Raw genomic sequence first — 26,894 nt, 5'->3', positions numbered from 1 at the left:
GCTGACCCCGCAGCCAGCTACGACGGGGCCTCAACCCTAATCAGCAAGAACGCAAACGGCAGTGGTTCAAAAGGACCAATGCGCTTTTGCGCTTTTGTTCCAATGTTCTTTTGGTCCTTTCTCCTATGGGCAAGATCGTCAGCAAGAAAGAGTTCGCCGAGTTGATCGACAAGTCGGATCGCTGGGTAACGAAGCTGATCGACGAAGGCTTGCCTGTCGTCGGTGGTGGTGGCCGCGGTGTGGCTGTGCAGATCGACAGCGCCGCGGCGATTACCTGGCTGATCGCCCGCGAAGTTCGCCGCGAAATGGGCGACGGCGACGAGGAAGAGGAGGGGCTTTCGTCTGCCTCGACCGAAGATCGCCTGCTCAAGCGGGCGCGGCGCGAGAAGTTGCAAATCGAGATCGACCGCGAGCGCGGCCGGCTCATTCCGTGCGAAGCCGTCGCGCAGGTACTGACCAGCGTGGCGGCGGTGTATGCGACCCAACTGGATGCGCTCCCCAGTCGGTGCGCGTCCCAACTGGCGGTGATCGATGACCCTGCTCTCATCCGAGCGCGAGTTTTTGAGGAAACGCGGCGTATCCGAAAAGCTACCGCCGAGCGGCTCGAACTTCGCGCACAGGAGTTCACTGCGGACGTTGATCAAATCGATCAGCTTGGCGGCGAAGATGGTGCAAGCCCCGCCGCCGAGGACGGCTGACGAATGGGCGCGCGACAAGCGCATCATGCCGCCGTCGTCGCCGATCCCTGGGCCGTTCAACCCTGACACGAACCCCTACATGCGGCCGGTTTCCTGGGCTTTCGCGCAGCCGTGCTTCTCCCGGGTTGTGTTCGTGATGGGCACGCAAATGGGCAAGTCGGTGACGATGGAGAACATCATCGGGCACCGCCTGGACGAAGACCCGACGCCATGCTTGTACGTGGCACCGACCAGGCCGCTGATCGATAGCACGGTCGAGCCGAAGTTCATGGCCATGTTCCAGGAGTGCAAGTCGCTGTGGACGAAGTTCTCGGCGGCCAGCACCAAGATGGTCAAGTGGGTCGGCGGCACTAAGTTCCGCTTTGCCTGGGCTGGCTCGCCGACCGAACTGGCGGCCGACTCGGCCGGCCTGGTGATGGTCGACGAGGTTGACCGGATCGTGAACACAGGCGAGGGCGACACAACCGAGGTCATCGAGGCCCGCGGCGACGCCTACCCGGACTCGAAAATCGGCTACACAGCCACGCCAACCCACGGGAAAGTGAGCCGCCGAAAGGATGAGCGCACCGGCCTGTGGCACTGGGAAGTCGTCGAGACGAAGAAAGTAGGCTCGAAAATCTGGCAGCTATGGCAGTCGGGCACCCGTCACGAGTGGGCGGTGCCGTGCCCCAGCTGCAGCGAGTACTTCATCCCTTGTTCAGAGTTGCTGTGGTGGCCAGGCAAGGGTGGCCAGGACGAATGCACGCCGGACGAAGCGTTCAAGCATGCGCGCTTGTCCTGCCCATGTTGCGGTGACCAGCTCGAGGACAAGTGGCGGCCGTGGATGAACGCCCGTGGCGTTGCCGTTCCGCCTGGCTGTTCGGTTACGAAGGACGGGCAGATCGAGGGCACCGCGGACACCGAGGGTTTCACGACCTATTCGATCTGGATCTCCGGCCTGTGCTCCTTTGCGGTCAAGAAATCCTATGGGTTCCTGGCCAAAAAGCTCCTGGCCGCGCAGATATCCGGCGACCCGGCCAAGCTTCTGGCCGTTTACAACACCGGCTTCGGCGAGGTGTACGGCGAGGGTGGTGACGTCCCGTCCTGGGAGGAGATCCGGGCAAACTGCTTTGGCTACAAACCGGGGGAGCTGCTCCTGGAGCCGGAGCGGATTTACCTCACAGTGGACGTCCAGAAAGGCCGCCTGGTCTACGTGGTGCGCGCCTGGTTCCGCGGTCTTGGCTCGATGCTCCTGGAGCACGGCGAGTTGTGGGGCGAAACGGACCAGGACGCGGTGTGGGGCGACCTGAGCGAGCTGCTCGAATCGTCGGACTACGGCGGACACAGCATCAGCCTGGCCGGCATCGACATCGGCTATCGCGACGACCAGGTCTACGCCTTCATCAACGCCCACAAGGGCCGCGCCATCGCTTTGCGTGGTCGCGAGACGCTGCCGAAGCCGTTCCGCAAGGAAATGGTGGAGGAGAACAAGCAGGGCAAAACCCGCAAGCGCGGGGATGCCCGCTGGGCGTTCAACGCGACCCTGGCCAAGCGCTGGGTGCATAGCCGTTTCGGCCGGCCTGATGGCCGCCCGGGCTGGTGGTTGCTGCATTCCCAGGTGACGGATGACTACTGCAAGCAGTTGGTCGGCGAGGAATGGCACGAAGCGGACGGCAAGTTCCACCAGGTAGGGGAAAACCACTACCTGGACTGCGAGGCCATGCAATACATCCTGGCGCTGCGCGACAAGTTGCATCGCCGGATCACGGGTCAACTGACCCGTGCCCAGCTGGTGGCGGTTATCGCCCAGCCGGGAATCGAGCCGCCGCCAGCGGAACTCGATCAGGAGAAGGTGGTGACCGAAGAAACTGAACAGCCTGCAGAGGCGCCGAGCGTGGCGAAAGCCACTCCTCCGCGCGCTGCCCCTGTTACGCGGAAGGCTGACGCTCCCAAGGCGAAAGGCCGGTCCCGGTTCACGGTCATCCGCAAACCACGGCGGTGACCCTGCCGCCAACATCGAGGCAAATCCCCCATGTTCAATATTTTTCGGGGCGATTGCCTCGAAGCGCTGCGCCGCTTGCCGGCTAACTCTGTCGACAGCATTGTCACCGACCCGCCGTATGGAATCAGCTTCCAAGGGCGCCGCTGGGACTGTGATGTCCCGCCGGTCGAGGTATGGGCCGAGTGTTACCGGGTTCTCAAGCCTGGCGGTCATCTGCTGGCCTTCGCGGGATCGCGAACCCAGCACCGAATGACGACCAGGATCGAGGACGCCGGTTTCGAGATCCGGGACATGATGGCCTGGGTCTACGGCTCGGGTTTCCCAAAGTCGCGCGACGTGTCCGCGGCGATGGAAAGCTACCAGGCCGGCGATCGCAGCATCGAGCCAGATGGCGTGCGGCCAGGCGTGTACGAAGTGACCGCGTTCCTGCGCGCTGCCCGCGAGCGGGCAGGCTGGTCCAACCGGCAAATCGACGAACTGTTCGGCACGAACGGCATGGCGGGGCACTGGACAACCAGCGGTTCGCAGCCGGCGGTACCGACCGTTGCGCAGTGGGCCAAGTTGAAGGCGGTCCTGGCCTTCGGTGACGAGCTGGACAACCTGGTCGAAAACCTGGCCACCAAAGAGCGTCCTGTAGGCGCTGGTGGCGATGGTGCTGAGCGCTTCCTGAGCAGCTTGGGCCGATCGCGCAAAACCTGCCAGCCTGCAGGTGACTGGGGAACGGCCCTCAAGCCGGCTCTGGAGCCAATCACTGTGGCGCGTAAGCCGCCCCGTGGCAGCGTCACCGCAAACGTCCAGGTGCTGGGAACCGGCGCGCTGAACATTGGCGGTTGCCGCATTGGCGAGGAACAGCGCTGGCCGGCCAACCTGATCCACGACGGCGGCGCCGAAGTCGATGCCAGCCTGGGCGCCGCTTCGCGATTCTTCTACTGCCCGAAGGCAACCCGGGTCGACCGTGAAGATGGCAACGATCACCCCACGGTCAAGCCTACCGACCTGATGCGCTACCTGTGCCGCCTGGTGACACCGCCCGGCGGCCTGGTTCTGGACCCTTACATGGGCAGCGGCAGCACTGGCAAGGCGGCGCTCCTGGAGGGCTTCCGCTTCCAGGGCTGCGAGATTTCCGACAGCTACGCCGATATCGCCCAGTCCCGCCTCGAGCGGGTTGAGCGGCCCGAGGCTGCTGTCGCCTGACAGCGAGAAAACCATGGAACCCACACAGCTACACGCCGGTGACTCGATCACCTGGTCGCGTGAGGTGCCGGCTTGCCCGGCATCTGCCGGCTGGATCCTCCGCTACGTACTGAGCGGTCCCGATCGGCATGTCATCGAGACGAAGGCCGGCGCGCCTTACCAGGTAGAGCTGGCCTCGGGCGATACGGCGCGGTGGGCTCCTGGTCTTTACCGCTGGGTGGCCTTGGCCAGCCGCGGCGTGGATCGGGTCACGGTGGCCAGCGGCAGCCTAGAGGTTGCCGCGAACCTGGAAACAGCCGAGCCGGCCGACGCGCGCAGCCATGCGCAGCGGATGTTGGCCCTGATCGAGGCCGCGCTTGAGAAGCGGATTCCGAAGGACCAGGCCAGCTACGAAATCGACGGGTTGCGGCTCGACCGGATCCCGATCGAGCGCTTGAACGAATTGCGCCTGCAGTACCGGCGGGAGATTCAGCGAGCCCGTCACAACCGCTGGCCGCTGGGTCGCCCGATCCGCCACGTACTGAGGTAGCCCCATGAATGCGCTGAAACGAACGCTGGCCTGGCTTGGCGTAGGCGGAAAGCGATCTACGGAGCCCGCCAGCGAGCGCCGCGAACCGACGGTACGCAGCACCAGGTCATTCAAGATGGCCGGCGGTGGTGGGTTGTCGTCGGCATGGGCGCGCCGCTCCAGCGGCACCGACGCCAACCAGGAAATTTTCGGCGATCACGAGACGCTAAGGCAGCGGGCGCGCGAGCAGTCGATCAACACGGCCACGCTGAAGCGCTTCTATCGCCTGCTGCGGCAGAACGTCGTCGGCCCCTACGGGATCCGGCTGCAATCGAAGGCCGTGCTGCCCGATGGGCTTCCCGATAGGGTCACGCGAAAGCTGATCGAGAAGGAATGGCGGAAGTTCGCTAAGAAGGGCCAGTTTGACGTAACCGGGCGCTACTCCTACGTCACGTTCATGTGGCTTTGGATCGAAACGCTGGCCCGGGACGGCGAGGTCATGGTGCGGATTGTCCGCAACTGGTCGAACCGCTGGGGCTTCGCGCTACAGATCCTCGAAGCCGATCGCCTCGACCTGAACCTAAACACGCTACTCGACAACGGCAACCGCATCCGAATGGGCGTGGAGCTGGACGAGTGGGAGCGCCCGGTCGCCTATTGGCTGCTGAACGATCACCCCGGCGATGTGATCCGCAGGGCAGAGGAACGGTATGACCGCATCCTTGCCAGCGATTTGATCCACACATTCGACCCGTGGCGGCCGCACCAGTCGCGCGGTTTCACCTGGACGCACGCTTCCGCCCTGGATGTGCATCACCTGGAGGAGTTCCGCCAGGCCGCTCTGGTCAAGGCGCGGATCTCGGCATCGATCACCGGCCACTACGTCCAGGACGCGGAATGGCTGGACCCGCCGGAAAGCGATTCTGACGACCCGCCGCTTGAGGAGGAAATCAGACCAGGCGAGGGCAAGCTGCTGCCCTACGGCGTGGACTTCAAGCAGCTGGCGACGCAAGGCCCGGGCAGCGACTACGCGCCGTTCGTGAAGGACGGCAACCGTAACGCTGCCGCCGGCCTCGGCCCGAGCTATCACCGGCTGGCTCACGACCTGGAGGGCGTTAGCTTCTCCAGCCTTCGCTCCGGCGAGCTGGACGAGCGCGACTTCTACAAGTGCGTTCAAGAGTTCGCAATTTCTGAGCTGCTCGATCGGCTTGGCCAGGAGTGGCTCGACGCCTCGATGCTCCGCGGCGTTATCAAGATCGCTCCTCGCAACTTTGAGCGCTCCACCGAACTGCTCTGGCAGGCCCGCGGCTGGGATTGGGTGGATCCGCAGAAGGACGCCAAGGCCGCTACGGAAAGCATTGGCAACCGCACGAAATCCCGCTCTGAGTACATCCGCGCCAACGGCGACGACCCCGACGAAGTGTTCGCCGAGATCGCGGCCGAGGAGGAGTTGCTCGAGAAGTTGGGCCTTTCGCCTATCAACAAACCGAACGAGGAAAAGCCGGATGCCCGATCCGACGAACCCGACGAAGAATAGCGCCCAGCTTCCGCTCCTTCGGACGCTCCAGACGGCGGCAATGGAGCGTTCCTTCTCCGTCGACAAATCAACCATCGACGAAGAAAAGCGCACCGTCGAAATCGCGGTTTCCAGCGAATACCCGGTGCGCCAGTGGTTCGGCATGGAGGTGCTGGATCACAGCCCCGAGGCCATCGACTGGACCCGTTTCCGCAGCGGCGCACCCTCGCTGGCCATGCACGACCGCTGGACGACCCGCGCCCTGGTGGGGGTCGTTGAAGAAGCCTGGCTTGATACCGACCGAAAGATCCGCGCGCGGGTTCGCTTCTCTGCCAACAGCGAGGAAGCGGACCTCATCTGGAAGGACGTGCGCGACGGCATCCGCCAGAACGTGTCGGTCGGCTACATCCCGCGAGAAATGGTCCTCGAGCGCTCCGAAGAGGGCCTTGACCACTACCGCGTCACCCGCTGGGAACCTTTCGAGGTTTCCTGGGTTTCCGTGCCCGCTGACCCGACTACCGGGGTAGGGCGCTCCCTTTCTGGTTCCACGAATACCGTAATCATCCGAGGTCAAAAGATGCCTGATCCAACCAACCCGGCGGAAAACGCCAACAACTCTGTCGCTGACCTGACTGCCGAGCGCGCCCGGGTTGCCGACATCCTCGCCATGGGCGAGCGCTTCGGCCAGCGCGATCTGGCCAACGAGGCGATCGCCAAGGGCTTCAACGTTGACCAGTTCAGCCGTTCGATCCTGGAGAAAGGAGGGGCCGGCGGTGCTGCGCCGAAGCCGCTGGGCTCGGCCGCTCCCAAGCCGGGCGAGCGTGACCTGCCGGGCTTCACCAAGGACGTCTCGGCGCGCTCCCTGGGCCTGAGTGAAGACGAACTCGGCGAATACTCGCTGATGCGTGCCATCGAGGCCGCGGCAACCAAGGACTGGTCGAAGGCGGGCCTCGAGCGCCAGGTCAGCAACGCCCTTGCGGACGTATTGAAAGCCCCGGCCCGTGGTTTTTACGTGCCGCACGATCTGCTGATCCGTGGCATGAGCAAGGGCGACCCGGCCAAGGGTGGTGCGATCGTCGCGACCGACCTGCGCATGGATCAGTTCGTCGACATTCTGCGCAACAAAACCGTGATGGCGGCCCTTGGCATGAAAATGCTGCCTGGCCTGGTCGGTGACCTGGACCTGCCGAAGAAAATCAGCGGTTCCAACTTCCACTGGCTGGGCGAAGGCGATCCTGCGCAGCTGAGCGATTTCGACCTGACCACTCTGGCGATGTCGCCCAAGACTATCGCGGGTGGCATTCCAGTTACTCGCCGCCTGCGCAAACAGGCTTCGCGCTCGATCGAGACGTTGATCATCGACGACCTGATCGAGGGCCTCGGTGTAGCGATCGACCTTGGCATCCTGCGCGGTCCTGGTACTGAAAACCAGCTGCTCGGCCTGCTGAATCAGCCTGGCATTCCGGCGCTGGAATTCGACGGTCCAGGTCTGTCGTTCGGCAAAGCGGTCGACATGCGCACGAAGGTGGCCACCTTCAACGCCGCCCAGGGCGCTCTGGCGTACCTGACCAGCGTTACCCAGGCGGGCATCGCCCAGCAAACCGAGAAGTTCGCCGGCACTACCGGCCGCACTGTCTGGGAAGACGGCAAGGTCAACGGCTACCGCGCTGAGGACACCAACCAGATGCCGGACGACACCTGGTTGTTCGGTGACTTCTCGCAGATCGTCCTGGGCATGTGGGGCGTGATGGATCTCCAGGTCGATACCGCGACCCTGGCGGCCAGCGATGGCCTGGTGCTGCGTGTGTTCCAGGACGTGGACGCGGTGGTGCGTAACAAGTCGTCCTTCTGCGTAGGCAAGAAGAAGGCGGCGTAACAGAACCTGAATGCGGGCAGGTGCGGGGGCTTCGGCCCCCTTTTTTATTCACTCAATGGATGCAATCACCATGTTGGAAGCGATTGTGTATGTGGTCCTGCTGACGGACCTGATGGTCCACGGCGACCTGATTCCTGACGGCACCACGCTGGCTGTGGAGCGCTCGATGCGCAACGACTGGAAAGGCTCCGGCCTTTGCCGTGATGCCACCCCCGAAGAAATCGCCCTCTACGAAGAGGACAACGGCGCCTCCGATGGAGGTGGGGCGCGCCTGGCGGGCGAGATCGACGCCTTGCGCGAGGAGCATGAGGCCCTCGGCGAGCAGGTGACCACGCTGCAGGTCGAGGTGACCGACCTGGAGGGTCAGAAGAAAGCCCTGCAGGAGGAAGTCGCGGCCCTGGAGAAGGCCAAGAAGGCCGCGGCTAAATGATCGGCGATGACGACTTCGCGTCGTTCTTCGATCCTGACGAGTTCGGCGTGCGGGTTCGCCTGATCGAACCTGGCCGGGATGCGCGGGAGGTCGACGGCATGTTGGGCAAGCCCGAGGTAGCCGGGCGCATCTACCGCGCGGGGGTTGATCCTGGTGCGGCCAAGACCAACAGCCGCTTGGATCGTAAGTTCCTGCAACTGCCCCGGGGCGAAACGCCGGTGGACAAGGTCGGCACCAAGGTCGTCATCGATCGCGTCGAGTACGCGGTTACCGACATCGAGCCGTTGGGGCGGGTTCGCTCGCTTCTGACGCTGATCCCCTGGGCCGATCGCGACGAGCAGCCAGTGGAGCGTGGCAGATGGCGGGCTTCGAGCTAAAGCTACAAACCGCGGGATGGGGCGAGGTTGACCAGGTCATCGGCCAGGCCAGCAAAAAGCTGGACCTAGCCGCGGCCCGGGCGCTTCGCCGAACCGCTCAGTGGCTGCGCACGCACAGCTCCCGGGAAATCTCCCAGGAGCTGCGCATCACGCAAAGCCCTATCCGACACCGCTACAACATTTTCAGCAAGGCGACCGCGGGCGAGGTAAAGCTGTGGGTCGGCTTGCAGCCAATCGCCGTGCACTACCTGGGCACGCCCAAGCAGACAACCGACGGCGTATCGGTCGGCCATCGGAGCTACGACGGCGCCTTTATTTCCCCCATGAAATCGAGCCAGCGGCTTGTGTTCCGGCGCAAGGGCCGCGAGCGTCTGCCGATTGAGCTGGTTCGCGAGGACTGGGAAGGGCCGGCGATGGACGTCCTGGAGCGTTGGGAAAAGCGGGCGCACATCTACTTCGTGGACCAGTTCGAGCGAGAGGCGCGGCATGTATTCGCCACCTAAGCAATCAACGCCTAAACGGCCGTTCAACGTCACCTCCGATCTGTTCTTCGCGATAGGGGACGCCATCCACGGCGCTGGCCTGGGCGTGGACGTTGCCAACTACGACGAATTCGACGGCCATGTAGGCGATGCCTGTGTGCTGATCGAGCTGGAGCGCACCGCACCAGGTACACGCCAGCCGGACGGCCGCTATGTGCATGTCGTCACTGTGACGCTGCACGCGGTGGTCGGCCGGTACCGGAAGTTTCCAGCCCTGGAGGCGGTCAACCTGGCCACCATTCTGGAGCGCCTGGCCGACTGCAACCGCTGGGGTTTCTCCGGGCGGCAATGCGACATCCCTGATGGGCTGCACAGCGGCCCGTCGATCTTCCAGAAAGGTTCGGGCGGCTACGAAGCCTGGTGCGTGACGTTCCAGCAGGGCATCGCGCCCGGGCCGGATCGTGTGCCCGAGGATCCGGTCATCAGCGGCCTGCCGCTTGTGTCCTGGAAGGTCGAGGACTTCGACGACGCGGACAAGTACCAGCAGCTGGAGGCTCGCAATGTTTGACGAGTACATCAGCAGGAAGCTCGGCCCGCTGGTCGATCGCTTGGCCGAGATAGAGGCCGAGCTGGAGGATCTGCGGCGCCGCGCAGACAACCAGGCCCGTATCGGCATCATCACCGAGGTTGACCCGGCCGGGCTGTGCAAGGTCAGCCACGGCGACCTGACGACGCCCTGGATCAAGTGGTTCAACCCGAGCGCCGGCCAGGTGGTCGAGACGCTGATTCCCTCGGCCGGCGAGCAGTGCGTGCTGATCAACTACGGCGGCGGCGATGGCGGCGCGCATACGGTCGCCTTGCGCGGCCTAGCATCAGACGCTTTCCCGCCCGCATCGACGGTGCCCCAGCTGCACCGTCGGACGTACCCGGACGGGGCGGAAAGCAGCTATGACCATGACGCCCATGCCTTAGCCTGGAAAACCGGCGAAACCTCTCTGAACGCTTCCCGCGACGTCCTGGACTTCGGGATCGGCCAGACCAGGATCGTGCTGACGCCCGAGTCCGCGATCTTCTCCGTCGGCGAGGTGGCCATGGCGCTCGATGCCGGCGGCATCCACTTCACTGGCCCGGTGATCGATCACCAGGGGCGCCTGATCAGCGAGGCTTGACCATGATCGGGATCGACAGAGACACCGGGGCCACGGTCGATGACTGGCCCCAGTTCGTACAGCGCGCAACCCGGGCGCTGACGACTCCGCTTGGCACCAGGCAGAAGCGGCCCAAGTACGGCAGCAACCTGGTTACCAGGCTATCGAAGAACCTCGGTGACGAGCTGCTGTTGCTTGCTCAATCCGACGCGGCCGAGACGTTCTACAACGAAGCCAACGGCATCAGCGACTTCGAGCCCGACACCATTGTCGCGGTGCGTGAAGGCGCGGGCCTGCGGCTGCGCCTGGCTGGAACCTGGCGCAACCGAAAAATGCAATTTGAGGTGGCCACATGAGCACGATGCTTATTCCCGGGCTCAACCAGCTGGCCGAACCGGAAATCGTCAAGGTCGAAGAATTCGAGCCGCTCCTGCAGGAGTTCGGCGAGGAGGTGATCGCCTTTGTACGGGCCAGGGCTCCGGCCAAGGCTGTGCGCCTGGCTGAGACGCTGGAGAACGACGGCGAGTTGCTGGTCATGGCCATGCAGGCTTTCACCCTGCGGATCCAGGCGCACGAGCGGCGCTGGAACGAGCGCATCAAGCAAATGCTGGCCTGGTGGTCGGAGGGCTCGAACCTCGACGCCAGGGCCGCGGATATGGGCCTGGAGCGCCGGGTGCTCTCTGAGGGTGACCCGAATGCCTTCCCGGTGGTGCCGCCGGTGATGGAGTCCGATGACGACCTGCGGCTGCGCTACTACCTTGCGCCGCATGCGCCGGCCGCGGGTTCTCGCTTGCAGTACCGACGCGAGGCGTTGACCTTGGGCGAACGCGCCCTGGTCAGCGTCGAGGCGCCCAAGGCTGGCCAGGTTGTTGTCACGTACACCTTCACCGAGGACGGATTTGCGGCCCAAGTGAAGGACGCCAACGGCCGATTCACCAGCCCCGGCAAAGTGACGGTAACGGTCCTGGGCCGCGACGGGGACGGCACCCCCAGCGCCGAGCTGCTCCTCGCCACGCGCAAGCACTTTGCGCGCGACGACGTGCGGCCGGAGACGGACCTGGTGACGGTCCAAGCGGCAGAAATTCGTCGGTACCGGATTCGGGCGATCGCCTGGATCAACCCGGGGCCTGACTCCGGGTTGACTGAGGCGGCTGCGGTCGCGGCTATGCAGGCATACGCCACGGCGCGCCATCGCCTGGAAGGCTATGTCGACCCGGCTTGGATCGATGCGGGGCTGATCGCGGCCGGCGCCGAGCGTCTGCAGCGGCTTGAGCCATTGGCGCCGATCGAGTGCGCGGCGCACCAGGCGCCCTACTGTGAGGCCATCGAGATCGAGGTCCGGACGCTATGACCGAACGCACCCTGTTGCCGGCGAACAGCTCGCTCCTGGAGCAGGGTCTGGACCTTGCCCTGGGCAAGATCGTCGAGCGCATCACCCCGCCATTTCCCGAGCTGATGGATCCCCAGCGCACGCCGGTCGACTTCCTGCCGTACCTCGCCGCCGATCGAGGCGTCCAGGAGTGGAACGCGGCCTCCAGCGAGGAAGAAAAGCGGCTGACTGTGGCGCTGTCCTGGTCGATTCAGCGGCAGGCCGGTACGGACAAGGCCCTGAAATACGCGGTCGAGTCGATGGGCTTTACGCCCAACATCACGCCCTGGTACGCCGCGGTGCCGGTGGGTGAGCCGTACAGTTTCGATGTCCAGGCGATCATCACCCGACCCTGGTCGACGGGCGATCACAACCGGCTATACCGGCGCCTGCATGCAGCAAAGAGCGAGCGCGACGATATGTCGATCACGCTGGTTCACGAGACGGCCGGCGGGCTTCGCATTGCGGGCGCCGCTGGCTATGGGCTTGTCCTGGGCGATCCCGACTATCACGGCGAGTTGCCCGAGGTTGTGCTGCGGGGCTCGGTGGTGGCGGCTGCGGCGGCGCATGAACCGATCACAAGCGATGAGCTGTTCCTCGATGGGTCTTTGCCTGACTTCGAGCTGGGCGGCCAGCTGGCCAGCGCCGCGGCGGCGCTGCTCTACACAACGAACGATTACGACCTCGAGGGGCAGGTATGACAGATAACGCGCGCGTGATTCGCTTTACCGCGGCTGGGCTAAATGAGTTGGTCCTGGCGAAGAACAGGGGGCTCAAGGGTGAGATCACTCACGTTGCAGCCGGCACCGGGCGGTACAACCCGACCGGCGCCGAAACGGCCCTGCAGGCTGAAACGCAACGGGTCGCGGTTAATGATTATGAAGACCTCGGCGGCGGCAATCTGCGGATCGCCGCGCTGTTCGATGGCCCGTTGGAATATGAGGTCGGCGAATTCGGCTTCTTCCTGTCGACGGGGACGCTGCTCGGCGTTTACTCCCAGGCCGACGTGCTCCAGACCTATAAGGCGGCATCGGCCAGGATCCTGCAGCGTTTCACGCTGAATCTTTCGGCCCTGCCGACTGATAGCGTGACGGTGGTGATTGGTGGTGAAAGCCTCAACCTTCTGTTGACCGAGGAGCTTGCCCAGCTGGCCACGGCTAACGTCGACAACATGGCTCGGCACGTTGGGCTCCTGCTCCGTGTGCTGGAGCTGGAAGGCAAGTAGGGGCGGGCCATGAACGGACCTGAAATGACACTGATAGAAGGGACGACCTTCGGGTTCTCTCTGGTTTGGGAAAGCAGCGGCACGCCGCGCGAGCCGATCGACTTCGACGGCTGCGCGGCCGTCTTTCGGATCTGTCCTGCCGCGAGCAACCAGGTACTGGCCGAGTGCACCACGGAAGATGGTGGCGTTGTCTTCGGTCCTGAAAAAGGTCAGATGGCGGTGCGCTTGGCGCCGGAGAAAACGGCCGGTACCAGCGGCGCCTTGTGGACCGGCGCCCGTTATGAGCTGCGCGTCATGTACCCCAGCGGGGACGTTTACAGCCTGGTGCGGGGCCAAATTCGCCTGGTGCCGGCGGTGATCGAATGAACGGCGTTCCGGCGGTAACAATCACGCGCGGGGTAGAGCGAATTGTCACCCTCAAGCAGGGCGCGAGCGTGGTGGAGATCCGCCAGGCCGTTGCGCCACGGCTGAGCGTGATCTCGCTGGGCGTCCAAGGGCCTGTTGGCGTGCTGGCAGAGAACGTCCTGCAGCGCACGTTGCAGGCAGAGCGGAACGCGATCCAGGCGCTCGAACTGGCGCAGGGAGCGGACGCCGCGGTAACGGCGTTGATGGACGGCCTGCAGGAGGCTTTCACATATCACGCGGGGGTTATCTCCGCGCAGGAGGGTTAGGCATGGGCCTATTGGCTGCACTGGATGGCCTGCTCGCCTCGGTGAACAACGCCCTGGGCGTGATCGACGGCAAGTTGCGCAACAAAGCGGATCGGTCGGAGGTATACGGCAAGGCCGATATCGACGATGCGGCGCGCACTCTTGGCGCGAATGCGGCCACCGCCTCGAAGCTGAAGGTGGTGCGAACCATCACCCTGGCGGGCCAGGCGCAGGGCGAAATCGGATTCGATGGCACCGGCAACGTGGTGATGCAGGTAACGGTGCCGGGCTTGGCTAGCAAGGCTGAGGCGTCCGACACAGTTACGCCGGCACAGCTAGACGCTCGGCTGCAGGAGCTGGTCGGGGCGGCGCCGGAGGCGCTGAACCAGCTGGAGGAGTTTGCCAAGGCTCTGAACGAGGATCCCAACTTCGCGAACACGATGCTGACGAAGTTGGCCGAGAAGTCTGATAAGGCGACCACTTACACAATCGCCCAGGTCGATGGGAAGTTTCTCCTGAAAACAGCGCAGGCTGTTGATTCAGCGAAGTTAGGGGGAAACCTCCCTAGTTACTTTGCTTCGGCAGCTTCTGTGAGTGCGCTGGAGGGTGCTACAGAAGACGCATTTACTAGACTGGCAGCCGCTTTCAATAGCGGTGCCAATAAGATCAATAGTATTGGGGGTTAAAGCGTGAGCTTGGAATCTACTATCGCCGGCCTGGTAACAGCGGCCAACAATTTGACCAATGTGGTCAGCGGTAAAATGGCGGGCATCAATGCGGCTCTGGCTGATGCTCTGGTGAAGTTCGATGAGTGGCGTTCGCTCAAGGACACGGTGGGCGATCCGTACAGCGACGGCACGCTGACCATGAGTATTTTTCAGGGCCAGGTGTGGGGTACTGGCGGTCCGATCGAACCGCAGGCGTCTGGCGGCTTCGTTCCGACCAACCTCGGGAAAACCACGGACGTTTACTTCCACTTCAAATTGCCTCTGAACGTCAACCGCGATGACAGGATGTTCTGGCTCAACTTGCGCGGGTACAGTTACGGCAGCTCGAAAGTTGTTGACGAAACAGTTGCTGGTTATGCCTACAGCGCTCAGCGCGCTCTTATCAGTACAAACGCTGTTGGGAATATGACGCCATCGGTGTATGTCGATGACAACGGCAACGTAGTTGTTCGGATCTTCTGCCCTAATGCATACATCACGGCGATTCGTATTGACTCGATGAAGGTGGGTATCGGTCCGTCTATCAAGCAAGGCGAGATCGTCACCAAGCTTTCCCTGGCTGAAAAGGTGGTGTTCTGATGAGTGAAAGTAAAAGCATGACGACCACGCCCGAGGGCAACCAGTTGGCTCAGTGGGCTTCGGTTCGTGCCTTGCGCAACCAGCTCCTGCGCGAAACTGACTATACGCAAGTGCAGGACAGCCCGTTGGGTGAAGCCGATCGCGCGGCTGTTGCCGTTTACCGGCAAGCCTTGCGCGATGTTCCCCAGGATGTCGGCGATCCATTTGCGGTGGTCTGGCCTGAACGGCCGGAGTGCTTGAAGTAACCCGGCCGCGAAAGCGGTTTTTTTGTGCCTGCGATAAGCCCCCGCCCTGGGGGCTTTCGTGTTTCTGAGGATTGGTAATGCTCGAAAACATTCTCCTGGGCGCCGTGCGGTGCCTGGTTGTGCTGTTTGCCCTGGTGCAATGGTCGGTGCTGGCTCTGGCTCGACTGGCTTCGATCGTCCTGGGGCTTCCTGTGGTGGCCGTGGCGGCGTTCTTCCCGCAAGCGGGGGTGTCGGCCAGCGATGGCCGCCCGATCGTCAATCTGCCGCATTGGGCGTGGCTGTGGGGCAATGACTTCGACGGACTCGACGGCGACAAACGCGCCTGGTGGGCTGAGAACTGTGACGCCCTGGTGCTATTCGGCCTGCTGCCATTGCTCCGGCGCCTTCGTTTGCCGGTGCCGGCGCTGCCCGTCACCAGCTGGCTGGCTCGTTTCTGGTGGACCGCGGTGCGCAATCCGGCCAACAACATGCGGCTGCTGCCGTTGTTCAGTTGCCCGGTCGGCGAGTGCCAGATCGGCCACCTTGGCCAGGCCGTGGTGGAGGACAAGCCGGGCCTGGGCGGCTGGCAGTTCGTGGTGGCGGGGCGCCCCGGTCGGTTGAACCTCTGGTGCGGCTTCTACCTGGTGCGCGAGCTGACGTCGACGCGGGCTTTCGTGATCCGCCTGGGCTTCAAGATCAAGCCCGAACATGCCGGCGCCACTGGCGAGCCGGCCAAGGGCCTGACCTTCAAGGTCAACCCCTGGAAAGAAATCTGACCCCATTCCCTGGGCCGCGCTTGCGGCCCTTTTTGTTCCTGGAGAAAGCACATGGCTCAACGCCAGAAGTACATCGTCGTGATCCCCTTCCCGATGAAGGGTGGTCACTGGTCCGCGGTTGACCAGGAGCTGGATCTCCTGGAAGTCGAGGCGCAGCAGCTCGAGGCGGTTGGCCGCATCAAGCTCAAGCCGGTCGACGCGACCCCTGCCAAGAAAACCACTGCCGCAAAGGAGGCTTGATCCATGGCCCTGGTGAGCAACTTCGAACATAACGGCGTCTCGATCGAGACGAGCGAGCCAGCGGAATCGATGGGCGGGATCGGCGACAACGTCGTGGCCATTGTCGGCACCGCGCCGAACCGCGCCCTGGGCGTGCCGCTCAACTCGCCGTTCCGCATCAACAACCTGACCCTGGCCGAGCAGTTGGACCCAACCGGCGCCGAAGCCGGCACGCTGTACAACGTGGTCAAGCAGATCCTCAAGGTCGTCAAGATCCCGGTCTATGTGGTCGTGGTCGAGAAGGGCGCCACGCCCGCTGCAACCATCAACAACGTGATCGGCGGCGAAGACCCGGTCAGCGGCCAGAAGCTTGGCATCCAGGCCCTGGGCGTGTGCAAGGAAGAGCCGACCATCATCGGCGCCCCGGGCTTCTCGTCCGAACAGTCGGTGCACAGCGAACTGGCATCGATCGGCAAGCGTCTGCGCGCCCGGGTTGTCCTGGACGGCAAGGACGTCGGCGTCCAGGGGCAGGTAGAGAACAGCGAGGCGATCGGCGGCGCGGATCTCGGCTACGACCGCTGCTACCTGGTGCACCAGATGCCGGCGATCTACTCGAAGGCGGCCCAGGGCAACGTGTTCCTGCCGCCGTCGAGCCTGGCCATCGCGGCGCTGGCCGCGGTCAAGCAGTGGGAAAGCCCGGGCAACCAGGTCACCTACGCGGCCGACGTGTCGCGCATGGTTGAGTACAACATCCTGGACAAGTCCACCGATGGCGACCTGCTCAACCGCTACGGCGTGAGCTACTACGCGCGCACTTCGCTGGGCGGCTTCTCGTTGATCGGCAACCGTTCGATCACTGGCAAGTTCATCAGCTACGTCGGCCTCGAGGACGCGATCGCCCGCAAGCTTGTCGGCGCTGCGCAGAAGGTCATGGCGAAGAACCTGACCAAGTCCTTCATGGAGCAGGAGGTCAAGCGTATCGATCTCTGGCTCCAAACCCTGGTTGCTGACGGCACCATCCCGGGCGGTAGCGTTTACCTGCACCCCGAGCTGAACAGCGTCGAGAAGTACAAAAACGGCACCTGGTTCCTGTGCATCGACTACGGCCGCTATGCGCCGAACGAGCACATGGTTTACCAGCTCAACGCCGTCGACTCGATCATCGAAGAATTCCTGCAGGAGACCCTGTAAATGTTTACGAACCGCGTAAGGCAGTTAATCACGGCCTTCCTCCAGGGCCTGCCGCTGATGGCGACCATCGAGGAATTCGAGCCGCCGAAGGTTGACTTCGAAACCGAGGAAATGCGGGGCGGCCGATTCCTGGCCGAGGAAATGGCGGTCGGCATGAAGGCGCTGACCGCCAAGCTGACCCTCAATGGTATCGGCCTGCCGATCATCACCGCCCTGGGCGTTAGCGGCGGCGATGAAGTCATGTTGACCGTCCAGGAGGCCGGCGAAGACCAGGACGGCAACGAGTGGTTCACCTACCACATCGTCAGCGGCAAGCTGAAAGTCTTCGAGGAGAAAACCCTCAAGATGAAGGACAAGCCTGTGACCGTCCTGGAGCTGATGGTGCGCAGCTACCAGCGCCTCGAGAACGGCATCCCGGTTATCGACCTGGACACCCGCACGCAGAAGGTCGTGGTCAACGGCGTCGACCAGTTGAAGGGCGCTCGCCGTCTGGCACTGCTGTCGACCTGATCCCGGCCTTCCTGGCCCCGCTGAGCCGCCTCCGGGCGGCTTTTTCGTTCGCGTAAGGAATACCCGTATGCAAGACAAGAAAGCCTGGCAGATGCCGCTCCACACCCTGCGTTACCCGATCAACAAGCCCGATGGCGGCCAACTGACGGAGATCCAGCTTCGGGCCTTCGCAGTTGCCGAGCACCGCAAGGCGATCGAGGAGGCGGGCACCGATGAGGATGACCGCTTCGAGGCGCTGCTGCGCTTGGCCAGCGGCCTGCCGGCGGAACTGCTCGACGAGCTGAAACGACCGGACTACGTGTCGCTGCAGATCCTGATCGGCGAGTACATCTCGCTGCCGGCGTCCTACTTCCTGGGCTCCAAGCCGAAGGACCAGGACAACGCGCCGCTGCTGGTCCCGATCAAGCGTTTCGGCGGGCAGATGCAGGACCAGGTATCGATCGAGGTTCCGTCGCTCAAGGTCAGCAAGGCCATGCGCAAGATGAAAACCGACACCGAGCGCGCGGACTTCTGCACGTCCGCTTGTACCGGCCTGTCGGTGCCAGAAGTGCAAAGCCTGGCGATCCCCGACTGGACCCAGTTGCAGGCGCGGTTGAACGATTTTTTAAACAAACCGGCGGCCTTCTTTCAGTAAACGACATCGACGTGATCTGTGATGTCGTCCCTCTCGTGTACCACGTCAGCGAGGGGGAGATTCTGGAGTGGGACGCCGGGAAAGCGCTGCGCCGGTATGAGCTGGCGGTGGCGCGTCTCGGGGTGAAAAAGGAGTAGGCATGGCTGAGTCGAAGTATTCCCTGAAGCTGGCCGCGGTCGACGCCTACTCGAGCACGTTTGGCGACTTCACCAAGAAGGCCGACGACCTGCAGGAGGGGATCAAGCTCCAGCAGGCAGAGCTGCAGCAACTGAACCGAACAGTTCGGTCGATGGATGGCTTCGCGCGGCTGACGGATAAGGTCGCCAAGACGAAGACGGAGCTGCAGGCGGCGCGAGTCGAGCAGGCCAGGCTGGGCAGGGAGCACCAGGCGGCCGTCGGCAAGGTCGCGCAGTTGACGGCCGAGCACAACAAGGCGTCAGCCGCGCACCGCCAGCTCGCTGCGTCGACGGAGGCTACCGCCGGCCAGGTGCGGGTTGCGCGTGCCGAGGAGGCGCGCTTGGCTCGGGAGCTCAAGGCGGCGACAGCAGATGTGACCAAGCTGGCCACCGCCCAGGACAAGGGCACGGCAAGCCTGCGCACCATGGAGGCCGCGCAGCGCAGCCAAGGCAACGAGTTGAAGCGCCTGCAGGCCGACTTGACGTCGGCCGGCGTGGACACTGGCAAGCTCGCCAGCGAGCAAAAGCGCCTCGAGTCGGCCACCACGGCGGCGAATGCGGCGCTTGCCTCGCAGAAGGCCAAGCTGGACGCCGTGAAGGGCGCCCAAGGGCGGATCGAGGCGAACCGAGCCCAGCGCGCGGATCTGCGAGGGCAGGCGGTAGAGACGGCGGCCCTGGCTTATATCGCCAGTCGCCCGATCAACCAGGCCATGGAGCTGGAAACAGCCATGGCCGACGTCGGTAAAGTCATCAACTTCGAGGAGGGCGGCAAGGAGAGGATGGCCCAGGCCAACCTTGTGATGGCCAGCGATCGCTTGATCGCTTCGTCCGGCATGACTGCGGTTGACCTGGCCAAGATCGAATATGCCGCGGGCCAGTCTGGTATCGGCAACGACCAGAAGGATAAGAACGGGAACGTTGACCCCGCGGCGAAAGAAAAGGCGATCATGGACTTCACCCGTGACGCCGCGATCATGGGTTCGGCGTTCGACATCGATGCGCAGACGGCCGGCGAAACGATGGCCGGTTGGCGGGCTTCGATGGGCCTGGATCGCATGCAGACGCTCGACCTGGCTGACTCGACGAACTACCTGGGCAACAACTTCAACGCCACGGCCGCCGACATTGCTTCGGTGGTCAAGCGTTACGGCGCGGTGGGTAAGGCGTCCGGTCTGACGCCCGAGCAGTCCGCTGCGCTGTCGGCCGCATTCCTCAACCCGGGCACAGAGAAGGAAATCGCCGGTACCGGCTTCAAGAACTTCACCGCGGCCCTGACGAAGGGCGAGGCGGCGACTAAGGGGCAAAAGGAAGTCTGGTCGAAACTCGGGTTTGAGCCCGAGGATCTGGCCAGGGACATGCAGGCCGACGCGCCGGCCACGATCATGAAAGTCCTGGAGGCGATCCGGGACCAGCCGGTCGAGGAGCAAGCCGCGGTGGCGACCCAGTTGTTCGGGTCGGAGTCGATCGGCGCGATCCAACCGCTCCTGCAGAACCTGGGCGAGGTGCAGCGCGCGTTCGATATGGTCAAGGACAAGACCAAGTACGCGACGTCGGCGATCGGCGAGCAGGGCTCGATGATGCAGGAGGCGGCCGGGGTGGCGAACACTTCCCGCACCGGCTGGAACGCCTTCACCGCCAAGCTGACACGGCTGACCACGTTGATCGGCAACGCGATGTTGCCGGCGCTGAATGCGGTCCTTGGGCCGCTGGGGGTGATGGTCGACGGGCTTAGTTGGGCGGCCGAGACGTTCCCGGGCATCACCGGGGCGATCGCTGTCGCAGCTGCTGGCCTGGCTGCTTTGAAGCTCGGGGCCATTGGCCTGAAGTTCGTCGGCCTGCTTGCTGGGCAGGCGCTCAACCGTGGCGGCTTGGCCCGGGCGAAGCTCGATGCCAGGACGGCTCAGACGGCCACGGCTGCAACCGGCGCTGTTGCACGCCTGAATGCAACGCTTGGCCGGGTCGGTGCCGGCGCGCCGATTGGCCGCGGGGCTGCTGTTGGCGGCGCTGGTGGTCGAGGCAGCGCTGCAGGTGGGGCGCGCGGCGGGCGGCTGGGCAAGCTGGCGGGGCCGCTGCTGGCCATGGCCGGCCTGGTAGCACCCGAGCTGGCCGCGGCCGCGATGCCTGAGCCGGTGCCGGCAACTCGAACGGCTGCGGCCAGGCCGGGGGAAATGCTCCGGCCGGCGGCTCCTGCAGCGGCGATTGCGGGCAAGCCGCTGACCATCGTGGGGCCGGTTGCTGGATCTGCACCAGGAGCAGCTCGGGCGCCGCTGTCTTTGGTGCCGCCGTCGGCTGGTGTGGCGTCAGCTGCAGGTGCTCCTCGAGCACCGTTGTCGCTGGTGCCGCCGGCTGCTGGATTGTCGCCAGCTGCGCCAGGGGCAACGACCGCTGCAGCTGCTGTTGCGGAAAAGGCCCCGGGCTTCCTCGGCAAGGCGACGAAGTTGGCGGGCAAGGCGGCTGTGCCCCTCATGCTTGTCAGCGGCGTTGCCCAGGCGGCTGATGGGATCGCAAACGGTGACGCTGGCCAAGTTGGCGGCGCGGTGGGCGGTATGGCCGGCGGTTGGGGTGGTGCTGCGGCCGGCGCGGCGATCGGCACGATGATCTTGCCCGGGATCGGCACGGCCATCGGCGGGTTGATCGGCGGTATCGCCGGCAGCGAGCTGGGCTCGGAGCTGGGTTCCTGGTTCGGTGACAAGGTGGGCGGCGTGGTCGACAAGCTGTCCGGCCCAACCAAGACCGCCGAGGCGGTGGCCAAGTCCACCGAGGAAAACCGGCAGATCACCTTCTCGCCAAGCATCACGGTGCAGCCGAGCGGGGATCCCGCCTACGACAAGCGCCAGGCCGACGAGATTCTGGCCAGGCTCAAGGCTGAGTTACTGCCGATGTTGGCCGGCGACCAGCTGGCTGTGCGCCGGGGTTCTTCATTGACTGACGGGAGTGATTGACGATGGCGCAGCAAATGGCGCTGGGGTCGTTCGTGTTCGGCCTGGGCAGCGGCTTCCCCTATGAGCGGCTCGAGCGCAAAACATCGGGCGGCTGGGTGAGTCTCGACATCATCAGCAGCAAGCCTAAGTCGCATAACACAGGCCAGGGCCTGGAGTCGCTGCGTCTGTCCGGCAAGGCGCAATGGGCCGCGGGCATGGCCAAGCTCGATGAGCTGCGCGCCATGGCCGACGCCCGCCAGCCCTACGCGCTCGTCGACGGAGTGGGGCGGGTGTGGGGGCGCTGGCGGATCAACGACATCACAGAGAGCCAGCAGCGCGTCCTGGACGACGGCACCACGTCGCTCCTGGAGTGGTCGCTCGACCTGGAGGAGTTCGTGAATGCGTAGGGTAAGAACCATCGCGGGCGATTCGGCAAACGTCCTGCTCTACCGCGAGCTGGGGCGCTCTGATGACGCCGCCGAGGAGGCTTTCTGGCGGATCAATAAGAACCTGGTCGAGCATGGGCCGGCGCTGCCCTCGGGCTTGTGGGTAATCTTGCCCGAGCTGGAGGTTTCGCCGACCAATGCCGCGCCGGTTCGTGCGTGGGATTGAGGAGGGGTTATGTCACTGGGTTACACGCCAGCGGTCGAGGTCACGGGCGCCAATGCGGGCTTGATCAATGGCCGGCTGATCGACTGGGAATATGTGGACGCGGCCGGGGTGCAGTCCGACACGCTCAAGCTCACGGTTAACACAGAGGGGCTAGACGGCTTGCCGAGCGTCGACGGCAAAATCGGCCTGCGCCGCGGCTACAAGGAATCGGGCCTGGTCGATGCCGGCGAGTTCATCGTCACACGCATGATCCCCCAGCTGTTCCCGTCACAGTTGCAGATCATCGCTACGGCGGCGCCCTTCAAGGTGGCCGACGAGACGGACTTCAAGGCCCGCAAGTCGGCGAGCTTCGGCCCGACGACACTGGGCGCGATCTTCCGCGAGCTGACGTCCCGGCATGGCTTCTCGCCGCGGATCGCTGCGGACCTGGACGCGATCCAGGTCGAGCACGTCGATCAGTCGAACGAGACGGACATGGGCTTCCTGACGCGCCTGGCGCGCCAGCATGACGCGGTGACCAAGCCGGTAAACGAGCTCTACGTCATGGCAAGGCGCGGCCAGCTCAAGTCGCTGTCGGGGAAGTCGCTGCCGGTGATGACGATCGCGGTAACGAAGGACAACCGGCCGGGCGATGCGGCATTCATCCAGGCCAGCCTGGACGATGACAGCCGGGTCAAGTTCAAGGGGTGCCGCACGACCTGGTGGGACGGCGCCAGCGGCAAGGAATGCAAGGTGGAGATCGGCGAGAAGCCGTTCAAGCAGGTGCGCCAGCGCTGGCCGAACGAAGCGGAGGCCAAGGCCGCCGGCGAGGGGGAGCTGCGCAAGCTCAAGCGCAGCGCGTACAAGGTGCAAATCGATTGCCCCGGCAACCCAGGCTATGCGGCCGAGGGCCTGGTGGTGCTCGATGGCAGCTGGCCGAGTTTCATGCAGGGCCAGTGGTCGATCGACAAGGTGACGGAGCGCGGCAGTCGGCAGCAAAGCTACCGCTGCACGATCGAGGCTTCGCGCCCGCTGGAATGAAGAAAGCCCCCACTGCCTAGCGGCGGTGGGGGCCTTTTTTCGTTTCTGGCGCCCGTTACTCGAACAGATCGCCCGGCATGGTCGGCGGTTTCATGTAGTCACGCATGACACTGGGCAGGCCCTGTAGGTCTGTCACGCTGGCCAGGCGATCGACAATCTTGATCGCGCCGCCGTTGCCGGCAATCCAGGTGCCGTCGCGGTCGAGCCAGGCACTTGCCGGCGCGCCGTTCTGGTAGCGGCATACGCCCCAGCGCTGCCCGCTGGACTTCGTGATTTCACAGTTGACCTGAATGCCGGCGCGATCGCTTACGCGCTCGAGCGCATTGGCGTCCTTGTTCATCAGGTCGCGGATCCCGAGGACGACCAGGACGGCCACGCCGAGGCCGATGAGAAGGGGCTTTGCTTTCATGCTGCGCGGATCTCCATTGGTTGAGGCGCGCAGGGTAACAAAAAGCCCGCCAGGGCGGCGGGCTTGTGGGGATGGCGACAGGGCCTCTACTCCTCCTCGTCGCGTAGGCGATCCTGCTCCTGTTCCCATTCGCACATGCTGACGTGTTCGAACCAATCATCCTCGTCGATGAACTCGTCGCGGTTGCAGTGCGGGCAATCGGCGTGGAAGTTGCGCTCGGTCATCCGGCCAGCTCCTCGAGCTCGACTTCGTCGAAGCTCGGGCTTTGGGCTTCTGCCTCGACAATGCGGATCCCGATCCAGCCGTAAGGCGTATCTGTTTCGCCCCCGTAGCCTTCCAGGTCACGCATTTTTTCCGACCAGTGCTTAGCGGTCCGGGCGTCTTTGAAGGATGCGCCGTAGTCCGCCAGCATGTGGTAGATGGCGTTGACGCCGAAAGCCCGGATGGCGGCGCGCACGACGTCGCCGTCTTCCTCTGCTATTTGGTCGTCGGCACCAGTCCAGAAGCGCAGGTGCATATCGGCCCGCTCGGGGGTAAGGATGGCGTGGTCGACCTCCAGTTTGATGCTGTGGTCACCCCAGGCTTGCTTGATCGTGTAGCGCTTGATTTGGCTTTGGGTGGTCATGCCGATTGCTCCTGGTGCGGGTGTGTATAGGTGGTGACGCCTGGCTCTGTTTGAACCTGCTGGAGCAGGGCGGGATCAGCGCCGAGCTTTCGGCACACGGCCGCGGCCGCTGATCCGGCCCCCTCGGAGCTGCTGGCGGTGACGCCGAGGCGCATGGCCCGGGCGTGGTAGCTGCCGGTTCCCATGCGGACCTTGATGGTGATGGCCATGTCAGTTCCCCTTGCGGTCGTCAGGCCCGCCGAAGCGCTTATCGGTGCGCCCGTCGTTATCCAGGTCGCGGTCTGGCCCGCCGAACGTTGCGTCGGTGCGGCCATCGTTGTCGCGATCCCGATCGGGGCCGCCGAAGCGTGCATCGGTGCGGCCGTCGTTGTCCAGGTCGCGGTCGGGGCCGCCGAAGCGCGCGTCGGTGCGGCCGTCGTTGTCCAGATCCCGGTCAGGGCCGCCGCACGTTGCATCGGTGCGCCCGTCGCGGTCGACGTCGCAGTCGCGGCCGGCCAACGCCGGCAGGGTGGTGGCCAGGAGTGCGATGGCCAGGGCTGTGGTGGTCAGGGCTTTCATTCGTCGTCGCCTTCTGTGGCTTGCGGGTCCGGTTGGTGCGTGTACAGCTTGTAGATGAACATGCCCAGGGCGAGAACTGCCCCGAACAGGAGGCCGAGCAGGACTTCGACCGAGCTTGAGGATTGGCGGCTCATCAGCGGGGCTCCTGGTGCGGCTTCGTGTAGTGGGGGAAGGGCGCGGCCTTGACCTGGTCTTTCAGCCAGGCGCGGAACTGGATCGCGTCATGCTCCTTGTCCAGGTGTGGCGGCAGGCGCCCGGGCAGGGCGAGCATGTAGTCGGCCAGGTTGCGGGCTTCCTCCTGGACGGAGCGGATCCGCAGTTGCAGCAGCGCGACCTGGTCGTCGAGATCGGTGATCGTGTCGAAGTGTGGCCGCAGCAGGCGGTCTGCCAGCTCGACCAGGGCCACGACCTGGCGATCCGGGCGGCGCTTCTTGCGCAGGTAGTGATCCGTCATGCGGATCTCGCTGTAGTCGTAGCCGAAGTGTTTGGCAAGGGCCTGGGCGGCCGCCTCGAGGGCTTTTGGCTGGTTGAGGGTCATCATGCGGCCCTCTCTACGATCGCGGTGGCGTGGCTGCCGAAGCGCCCAGGAACGCGCAGGGCGATGAACTTGAGCACCAGGTGGCGGAAGCGCGGATCGGTGATGTGAGCAACTGGCAGCGCGGCCAGCATGTTATAGTCGCGGTCGGACATGATTGATTCCTTCTCGGGGATTGTTTGTGTTCCTGCTCGGCCGGCGGTTGCACCCGCTGGTCGAGCTTCCTTCCTTACTTGAGGCTTTCCAGCCTCCGTACCAGCTCCTCTCGGTCGTCCACCTTGAATCGCCCCTCGCCGCGGGAGTACTTCGCGACCAGGTCGTCGATCGCCTCGAGCAGCAAGTTCTTCACGGGCTCGCCTGTAGTGGTCATGTTCTTCAGCTCCTGCAGCGCCTTGTGGTAGCTGGGAGGAGCCATGAAACCCGGGATTTTCTTTTCTTCGCCGGCATTCGAAAGCGCCGCGCGCAGCTTTGTCAGGTGCGCCGGCTCTGGCGCGTCGTCGCGGCGGCCGGGTCGCTGAGTGCTCAGCTTTGGGGTGCTGCTCATCGGATGGCCTCCAGGAGCTCGTCAGCGAGCGCCTCGATCTCTTTGCGTGCTGGGTGGCTGGGTGGCAGGTCGATAACGCTCCGGCCTTCCACAATGCCGCCAACGTAGGCTTGGCGCTGGTGCGTTTGCGCCTCAAGGATCGGCAGTTCGAAGTCTTCCAGGGCCTGGCGCGCGGTTCGCTCCATGACGGTCCCTTCGACGGCGCGGGCGACCATGAGGAACGCTTTCAGCTTCCCGTCGGTCAGCTCCTGTCGGTCTTTCACCAGGCGCACCAGGTCGCTGGTGGCCCATATGTCGTACTGGCTTGGCTGGACGGGAATCAGCACGGCGTCGGCCGCTTTGATGGCGGCGCTGCTCAGTTCGTCAACCTGGCCGGCGCCGTCAACGATGATGATGTCGTAGCCGTCGGCAATGCGTGGCAGGTCGCGCGGCAGTTGCTTGCCCATCACTACCGCGGGAATGAGGGACGGGTCGCCCGGCTCGCCTACCCTGGAGTTAGCCCAGTCGCTCGCCGAGCCTTGTTTGCCGTCCAGGTCGACCAGGAGTACACGAAGCCCATGCTTGACGGCTAGGCACGCTGCAAGGTTTGTTGATGTTGTCGTTTTGGTGGTGCCGCCCTTCTGGTTTAGCACCGCTACTACTTGAGCCATCGGTCTATCCTCCTGCTCGTGGTTGATTAACATGCCCTGCAACCTTATGTTCCTTTGTTCAAAAGATCAAGTGAACAAAAGAACTTTTTAGCTTTTTGGTGGCACCTTGTACCTTTTTCATCGCTCGTCCTTTCTTGCCTAGCTGGAAGCCTTACGCGGCGCGGGTTACCGCGCCATAAACGAGCCAGCGCGCAAGCGCTGTCCTTTTCCAGTACCTGCCCAGGCATGGCCCGCAACGGGCTTTCTGTCTCGTCCATGGTCAATTCCCTATCAGTAGCAAAAAACATAGGGCTTTGCCTGTACATAGCCGCTATCAGTAGTAGCGTGTACAGGCTATGCCCTGTTATCACATACAGTCAAGGCCCTATTACGTACAAGTATAGCCCTAGCTCTTCATAGGGCCAGACCTGTACACAGGGCGCGCCCATTATATACGTATATAATGGGCGCGCCCTGTGTACAGGTCTGGCCCTATGAACTATATGGATATTGTTTGTCCTTGGGCTTTGTATGTACTATTAATATATAT

Annotated in this window: 40 protein-coding genes; 29 read left to right on the top strand and 11 right to left on the bottom strand. The window is 63.9% G+C overall.

Going from position 1 to position 26,894, the window contains the following annotated elements; all coding sequences use genetic code 11:
• Nucleotides 1–125 precede the first annotated feature (125 nt).
• The 29 genes from HBO09_RS27360 to HBO09_RS27220 all read left to right on the top strand — a co-directional run bounded on the left by HBO09_RS27360 (nucleotide 126) and on the right by HBO09_RS27220 (nucleotide 23,044).
• Complete coding sequence (locus tag HBO09_RS27360) at nucleotides 126–698, top strand: terminase small subunit (RefSeq protein WP_170061012.1); 573 nt, start codon at nucleotides 126–128, stop codon at nucleotides 696–698.
• Entirely contained in the window at nucleotides 637–2,679 is a 2,043-nt protein-coding gene (locus HBO09_RS27355; protein WP_222933995.1) for a terminase gpA endonuclease subunit, read from the top strand. Before HBO09_RS27360 ends, HBO09_RS27355 begins: the two co-directional genes overlap by 62 nt.
• Before the next feature lie 30 nt (nucleotides 2,680–2,709).
• Complete coding sequence (locus HBO09_RS27350; RefSeq protein WP_170061011.1) at nucleotides 2,710–3,873, top strand: site-specific DNA-methyltransferase; 1,164 nt, start codon at nucleotides 2,710–2,712, stop codon at nucleotides 3,871–3,873.
• 13 nt (nucleotides 3,874–3,886) lie between these two features.
• Nucleotides 3,887–4,402: a hypothetical protein gene (locus HBO09_RS27345; protein WP_170061010.1), complete on the top strand. Its 516-nt coding sequence runs from the start codon at nucleotides 3,887–3,889 to the stop codon at nucleotides 4,400–4,402.
• Nucleotides 4,403–4,406: 4 nt separating this feature from the next.
• The gene (locus HBO09_RS27340) at nucleotides 4,407–5,918 is read left to right on the top strand and encodes a phage portal protein (RefSeq protein WP_170061009.1); all 1,512 of its coding nucleotides are present in this window, start codon (nucleotides 4,407–4,409) and stop codon (nucleotides 5,916–5,918) included.
• 40 nt (nucleotides 5,919–5,958) lie between these two features.
• Nucleotides 5,959–7,773, top strand: a complete 1,815-nt coding sequence (locus HBO09_RS27335) for a phage major capsid protein (RefSeq protein WP_222933994.1) — start codon at nucleotides 5,959–5,961, stop codon at nucleotides 7,771–7,773.
• A 70-nt stretch (nucleotides 7,774–7,843) separates the two neighbouring features.
• A complete protein-coding gene (locus HBO09_RS27330; protein WP_170061007.1) occupies nucleotides 7,844–8,203 on the top strand; it encodes a hypothetical protein in 360 nt (119 codons plus the stop codon).
• Nucleotides 8,200–8,580: a hypothetical protein gene (locus tag HBO09_RS27325; RefSeq protein ID WP_170061006.1), complete on the top strand. Its 381-nt coding sequence runs from the start codon at nucleotides 8,200–8,202 to the stop codon at nucleotides 8,578–8,580. The genes HBO09_RS27330 and HBO09_RS27325 overlap by 4 nt, the downstream gene beginning before the upstream one ends.
• Nucleotides 8,562–9,083 (top strand): phage tail protein, encoded by a 522-nt coding sequence (locus HBO09_RS27320; protein WP_170061005.1) that lies wholly within the window; start codon nucleotides 8,562–8,564, stop codon nucleotides 9,081–9,083. The genes HBO09_RS27325 and HBO09_RS27320 overlap by 19 nt, the downstream gene beginning before the upstream one ends.
• On the top strand, nucleotides 9,067–9,630 hold the full coding sequence (locus tag HBO09_RS27315) for a hypothetical protein (protein WP_170061004.1): 564 nt from the start codon (nucleotides 9,067–9,069) through the stop codon (nucleotides 9,628–9,630). Before HBO09_RS27320 ends, HBO09_RS27315 begins: the two co-directional genes overlap by 17 nt.
• Nucleotides 9,623–10,231, top strand: a complete 609-nt coding sequence (locus HBO09_RS27310; protein ID WP_170061003.1) for a phage baseplate assembly protein V — start codon at nucleotides 9,623–9,625, stop codon at nucleotides 10,229–10,231. Before HBO09_RS27315 ends, HBO09_RS27310 begins: the two co-directional genes overlap by 8 nt.
• A 2-nt stretch (nucleotides 10,232–10,233) precedes the next feature.
• On the top strand, nucleotides 10,234–10,566 hold the full coding sequence (locus HBO09_RS27305; protein WP_170061002.1) for a phage baseplate protein: 333 nt from the start codon (nucleotides 10,234–10,236) through the stop codon (nucleotides 10,564–10,566).
• Nucleotides 10,563–11,561, top strand: a complete 999-nt coding sequence (locus HBO09_RS27300; protein ID WP_262381341.1) for a baseplate J/gp47 family protein — start codon at nucleotides 10,563–10,565, stop codon at nucleotides 11,559–11,561. The genes HBO09_RS27305 and HBO09_RS27300 overlap by 4 nt, the downstream gene beginning before the upstream one ends.
• Entirely contained in the window at nucleotides 11,558–12,280 is a 723-nt protein-coding gene (locus tag HBO09_RS27295; protein WP_170061001.1) for a phage tail protein I, read from the top strand. The genes HBO09_RS27300 and HBO09_RS27295 overlap by 4 nt, the downstream gene beginning before the upstream one ends.
• Entirely contained in the window at nucleotides 12,277–12,804 is a 528-nt protein-coding gene (locus HBO09_RS27290; protein ID WP_170061000.1) for a hypothetical protein, read from the top strand. Before HBO09_RS27295 ends, HBO09_RS27290 begins: the two co-directional genes overlap by 4 nt.
• 9 nt (nucleotides 12,805–12,813) lie before the next feature.
• Nucleotides 12,814–13,170 (top strand): hypothetical protein, encoded by a 357-nt coding sequence (locus HBO09_RS27285; protein WP_170060999.1) that lies wholly within the window; start codon nucleotides 12,814–12,816, stop codon nucleotides 13,168–13,170.
• Nucleotides 13,167–13,475, top strand: coding sequence for a hypothetical protein (locus HBO09_RS27280; protein WP_170060998.1), 309 nt, complete (start codon nucleotides 13,167–13,169; stop codon nucleotides 13,473–13,475). The genes HBO09_RS27285 and HBO09_RS27280 overlap by 4 nt, the downstream gene beginning before the upstream one ends.
• A 2-nt stretch (nucleotides 13,476–13,477) precedes the next feature.
• Nucleotides 13,478–14,140 carry a hypothetical protein gene (locus HBO09_RS27275; protein ID WP_170060997.1) on the top strand — a complete coding sequence of 221 codons (663 nt, stop codon included), beginning with the start codon at nucleotides 13,478–13,480 and terminating at the stop codon, nucleotides 14,138–14,140.
• A 3-nt stretch (nucleotides 14,141–14,143) separates the two neighbouring features.
• Nucleotides 14,144–14,761: a hypothetical protein gene (locus HBO09_RS27270; protein WP_170060996.1), complete on the top strand. Its 618-nt coding sequence runs from the start codon at nucleotides 14,144–14,146 to the stop codon at nucleotides 14,759–14,761.
• Nucleotides 14,761–15,006, top strand: coding sequence for a tail fiber assembly protein (locus HBO09_RS27265; RefSeq protein WP_170060995.1), 246 nt, complete (start codon nucleotides 14,761–14,763; stop codon nucleotides 15,004–15,006). Before HBO09_RS27270 ends, HBO09_RS27265 begins: the two co-directional genes overlap by 1 nt.
• A 77-nt stretch (nucleotides 15,007–15,083) precedes the next feature.
• Nucleotides 15,084–15,761, top strand: a complete 678-nt coding sequence (locus HBO09_RS27260; protein WP_170060994.1) for a hypothetical protein — start codon at nucleotides 15,084–15,086, stop codon at nucleotides 15,759–15,761.
• A gap of 51 nt (nucleotides 15,762–15,812) precedes the next feature.
• A complete protein-coding gene (locus tag HBO09_RS27255; protein ID WP_170060993.1) occupies nucleotides 15,813–16,001 on the top strand; it encodes a hypothetical protein in 189 nt (62 codons plus the stop codon).
• A gap of 3 nt (nucleotides 16,002–16,004) precedes the next feature.
• Nucleotides 16,005–17,171 (top strand): phage tail protein, encoded by a 1,167-nt coding sequence (locus HBO09_RS27250; protein ID WP_170060992.1) that lies wholly within the window; start codon nucleotides 16,005–16,007, stop codon nucleotides 17,169–17,171.
• Entirely contained in the window at nucleotides 17,172–17,681 is a 510-nt protein-coding gene (locus HBO09_RS27245; RefSeq protein WP_170060991.1) for a phage major tail tube protein, read from the top strand.
• 67 nt (nucleotides 17,682–17,748) lie between these two features.
• Nucleotides 17,749–18,315 (top strand): phage tail assembly protein, encoded by a 567-nt coding sequence (locus HBO09_RS27240; protein WP_170060990.1) that lies wholly within the window; start codon nucleotides 17,749–17,751, stop codon nucleotides 18,313–18,315.
• Between the two features lie 139 nt (nucleotides 18,316–18,454).
• Nucleotides 18,455–21,433 (top strand): phage tail tape measure protein, encoded by a 2,979-nt coding sequence (locus HBO09_RS27235; RefSeq protein WP_170060989.1) that lies wholly within the window; start codon nucleotides 18,455–18,457, stop codon nucleotides 21,431–21,433.
• 2 nt (nucleotides 21,434–21,435) lie between these two features.
• On the top strand, nucleotides 21,436–21,819 hold the full coding sequence (locus HBO09_RS27230; RefSeq protein WP_170060988.1) for a phage tail protein: 384 nt from the start codon (nucleotides 21,436–21,438) through the stop codon (nucleotides 21,817–21,819).
• Nucleotides 21,812–22,024: a tail protein X gene (locus HBO09_RS27225; RefSeq protein WP_170060987.1), complete on the top strand. Its 213-nt coding sequence runs from the start codon at nucleotides 21,812–21,814 to the stop codon at nucleotides 22,022–22,024. The genes HBO09_RS27230 and HBO09_RS27225 overlap by 8 nt, the downstream gene beginning before the upstream one ends.
• A 9-nt stretch (nucleotides 22,025–22,033) precedes the next feature.
• On the top strand, nucleotides 22,034–23,044 hold the full coding sequence (locus HBO09_RS27220) for a contractile injection system protein, VgrG/Pvc8 family (RefSeq protein ID WP_170060986.1): 1,011 nt from the start codon (nucleotides 22,034–22,036) through the stop codon (nucleotides 23,042–23,044).
• A gap of 55 nt (nucleotides 23,045–23,099) precedes the next feature.
• Here the strand turns inward: HBO09_RS27220 and HBO09_RS27215 are convergent, their stop codons facing one another.
• From HBO09_RS27215 to HBO09_RS27165, 11 genes are all read right to left on the bottom strand, one after another.
• Nucleotides 23,100–23,453, bottom strand: coding sequence for a hypothetical protein (locus HBO09_RS27215; protein WP_170060985.1), 354 nt, complete (start codon nucleotides 23,451–23,453; stop codon nucleotides 23,100–23,102).
• A gap of 86 nt (nucleotides 23,454–23,539) precedes the next feature.
• Nucleotides 23,540–23,677 (bottom strand): hypothetical protein, encoded by a 138-nt coding sequence (locus tag HBO09_RS27210; protein ID WP_170060984.1) that lies wholly within the window; start codon nucleotides 23,675–23,677, stop codon nucleotides 23,540–23,542.
• Nucleotides 23,674–24,078, bottom strand: coding sequence for a DUF2528 family protein (locus HBO09_RS27205; protein ID WP_170060983.1), 405 nt, complete (start codon nucleotides 24,076–24,078; stop codon nucleotides 23,674–23,676). Before HBO09_RS27205 ends, HBO09_RS27210 begins: the two co-directional genes overlap by 4 nt.
• Nucleotides 24,075–24,287: a hypothetical protein gene (locus HBO09_RS27200; RefSeq protein ID WP_170060982.1), complete on the bottom strand. Its 213-nt coding sequence runs from the start codon at nucleotides 24,285–24,287 to the stop codon at nucleotides 24,075–24,077. Before HBO09_RS27200 ends, HBO09_RS27205 begins: the two co-directional genes overlap by 4 nt.
• Nucleotide 24,288: 1 nt before the next feature.
• Complete coding sequence (locus tag HBO09_RS27195; protein WP_170059076.1) at nucleotides 24,289–24,636, bottom strand: hydrolase; 348 nt, start codon at nucleotides 24,634–24,636, stop codon at nucleotides 24,289–24,291.
• Nucleotides 24,633–24,770, bottom strand: coding sequence for a hypothetical protein (locus HBO09_RS27190; RefSeq protein ID WP_170060981.1), 138 nt, complete (start codon nucleotides 24,768–24,770; stop codon nucleotides 24,633–24,635). The genes HBO09_RS27195 and HBO09_RS27190 overlap by 4 nt, the downstream gene beginning before the upstream one ends.
• On the bottom strand, nucleotides 24,770–25,177 hold the full coding sequence (locus HBO09_RS27185) for a hypothetical protein (RefSeq protein WP_170060980.1): 408 nt from the start codon (nucleotides 25,175–25,177) through the stop codon (nucleotides 24,770–24,772). Before HBO09_RS27185 ends, HBO09_RS27190 begins: the two co-directional genes overlap by 1 nt.
• Nucleotides 25,174–25,326, bottom strand: coding sequence for a hypothetical protein (locus HBO09_RS27180; RefSeq protein WP_170060979.1), 153 nt, complete (start codon nucleotides 25,324–25,326; stop codon nucleotides 25,174–25,176). The genes HBO09_RS27185 and HBO09_RS27180 overlap by 4 nt, the downstream gene beginning before the upstream one ends.
• Nucleotides 25,327–25,400: 74 nt before the next feature.
• Nucleotides 25,401–25,715, bottom strand: coding sequence for a hypothetical protein (locus HBO09_RS27175; protein ID WP_170060978.1), 315 nt, complete (start codon nucleotides 25,713–25,715; stop codon nucleotides 25,401–25,403).
• The gene (gene parA, locus HBO09_RS27170) at nucleotides 25,712–26,365 is read right to left on the bottom strand and encodes a ParA family partition ATPase (protein ID WP_170060977.1); all 654 of its coding nucleotides are present in this window, start codon (nucleotides 26,363–26,365) and stop codon (nucleotides 25,712–25,714) included. Before parA ends, HBO09_RS27175 begins: the two co-directional genes overlap by 4 nt.
• A 44-nt stretch (nucleotides 26,366–26,409) precedes the next feature.
• Nucleotides 26,410–26,622: a hypothetical protein gene (locus HBO09_RS27165; RefSeq protein WP_170060976.1), complete on the bottom strand. Its 213-nt coding sequence runs from the start codon at nucleotides 26,620–26,622 to the stop codon at nucleotides 26,410–26,412.
• Nucleotides 26,623–26,894 lie beyond the last annotated feature (272 nt).

The sequence above is a fragment of the Pseudomonas sp. WS 5027 genome (assembly GCF_012985695.1).
GTDB lineage: Bacteria > Pseudomonadota > Gammaproteobacteria > Pseudomonadales > Pseudomonadaceae > Aquipseudomonas > Aquipseudomonas hygromyciniae.
The sequence above is the reverse complement of the archived record's forward strand: the minus strand, read 5'-3'. Positions and strand labels throughout refer to the sequence as shown.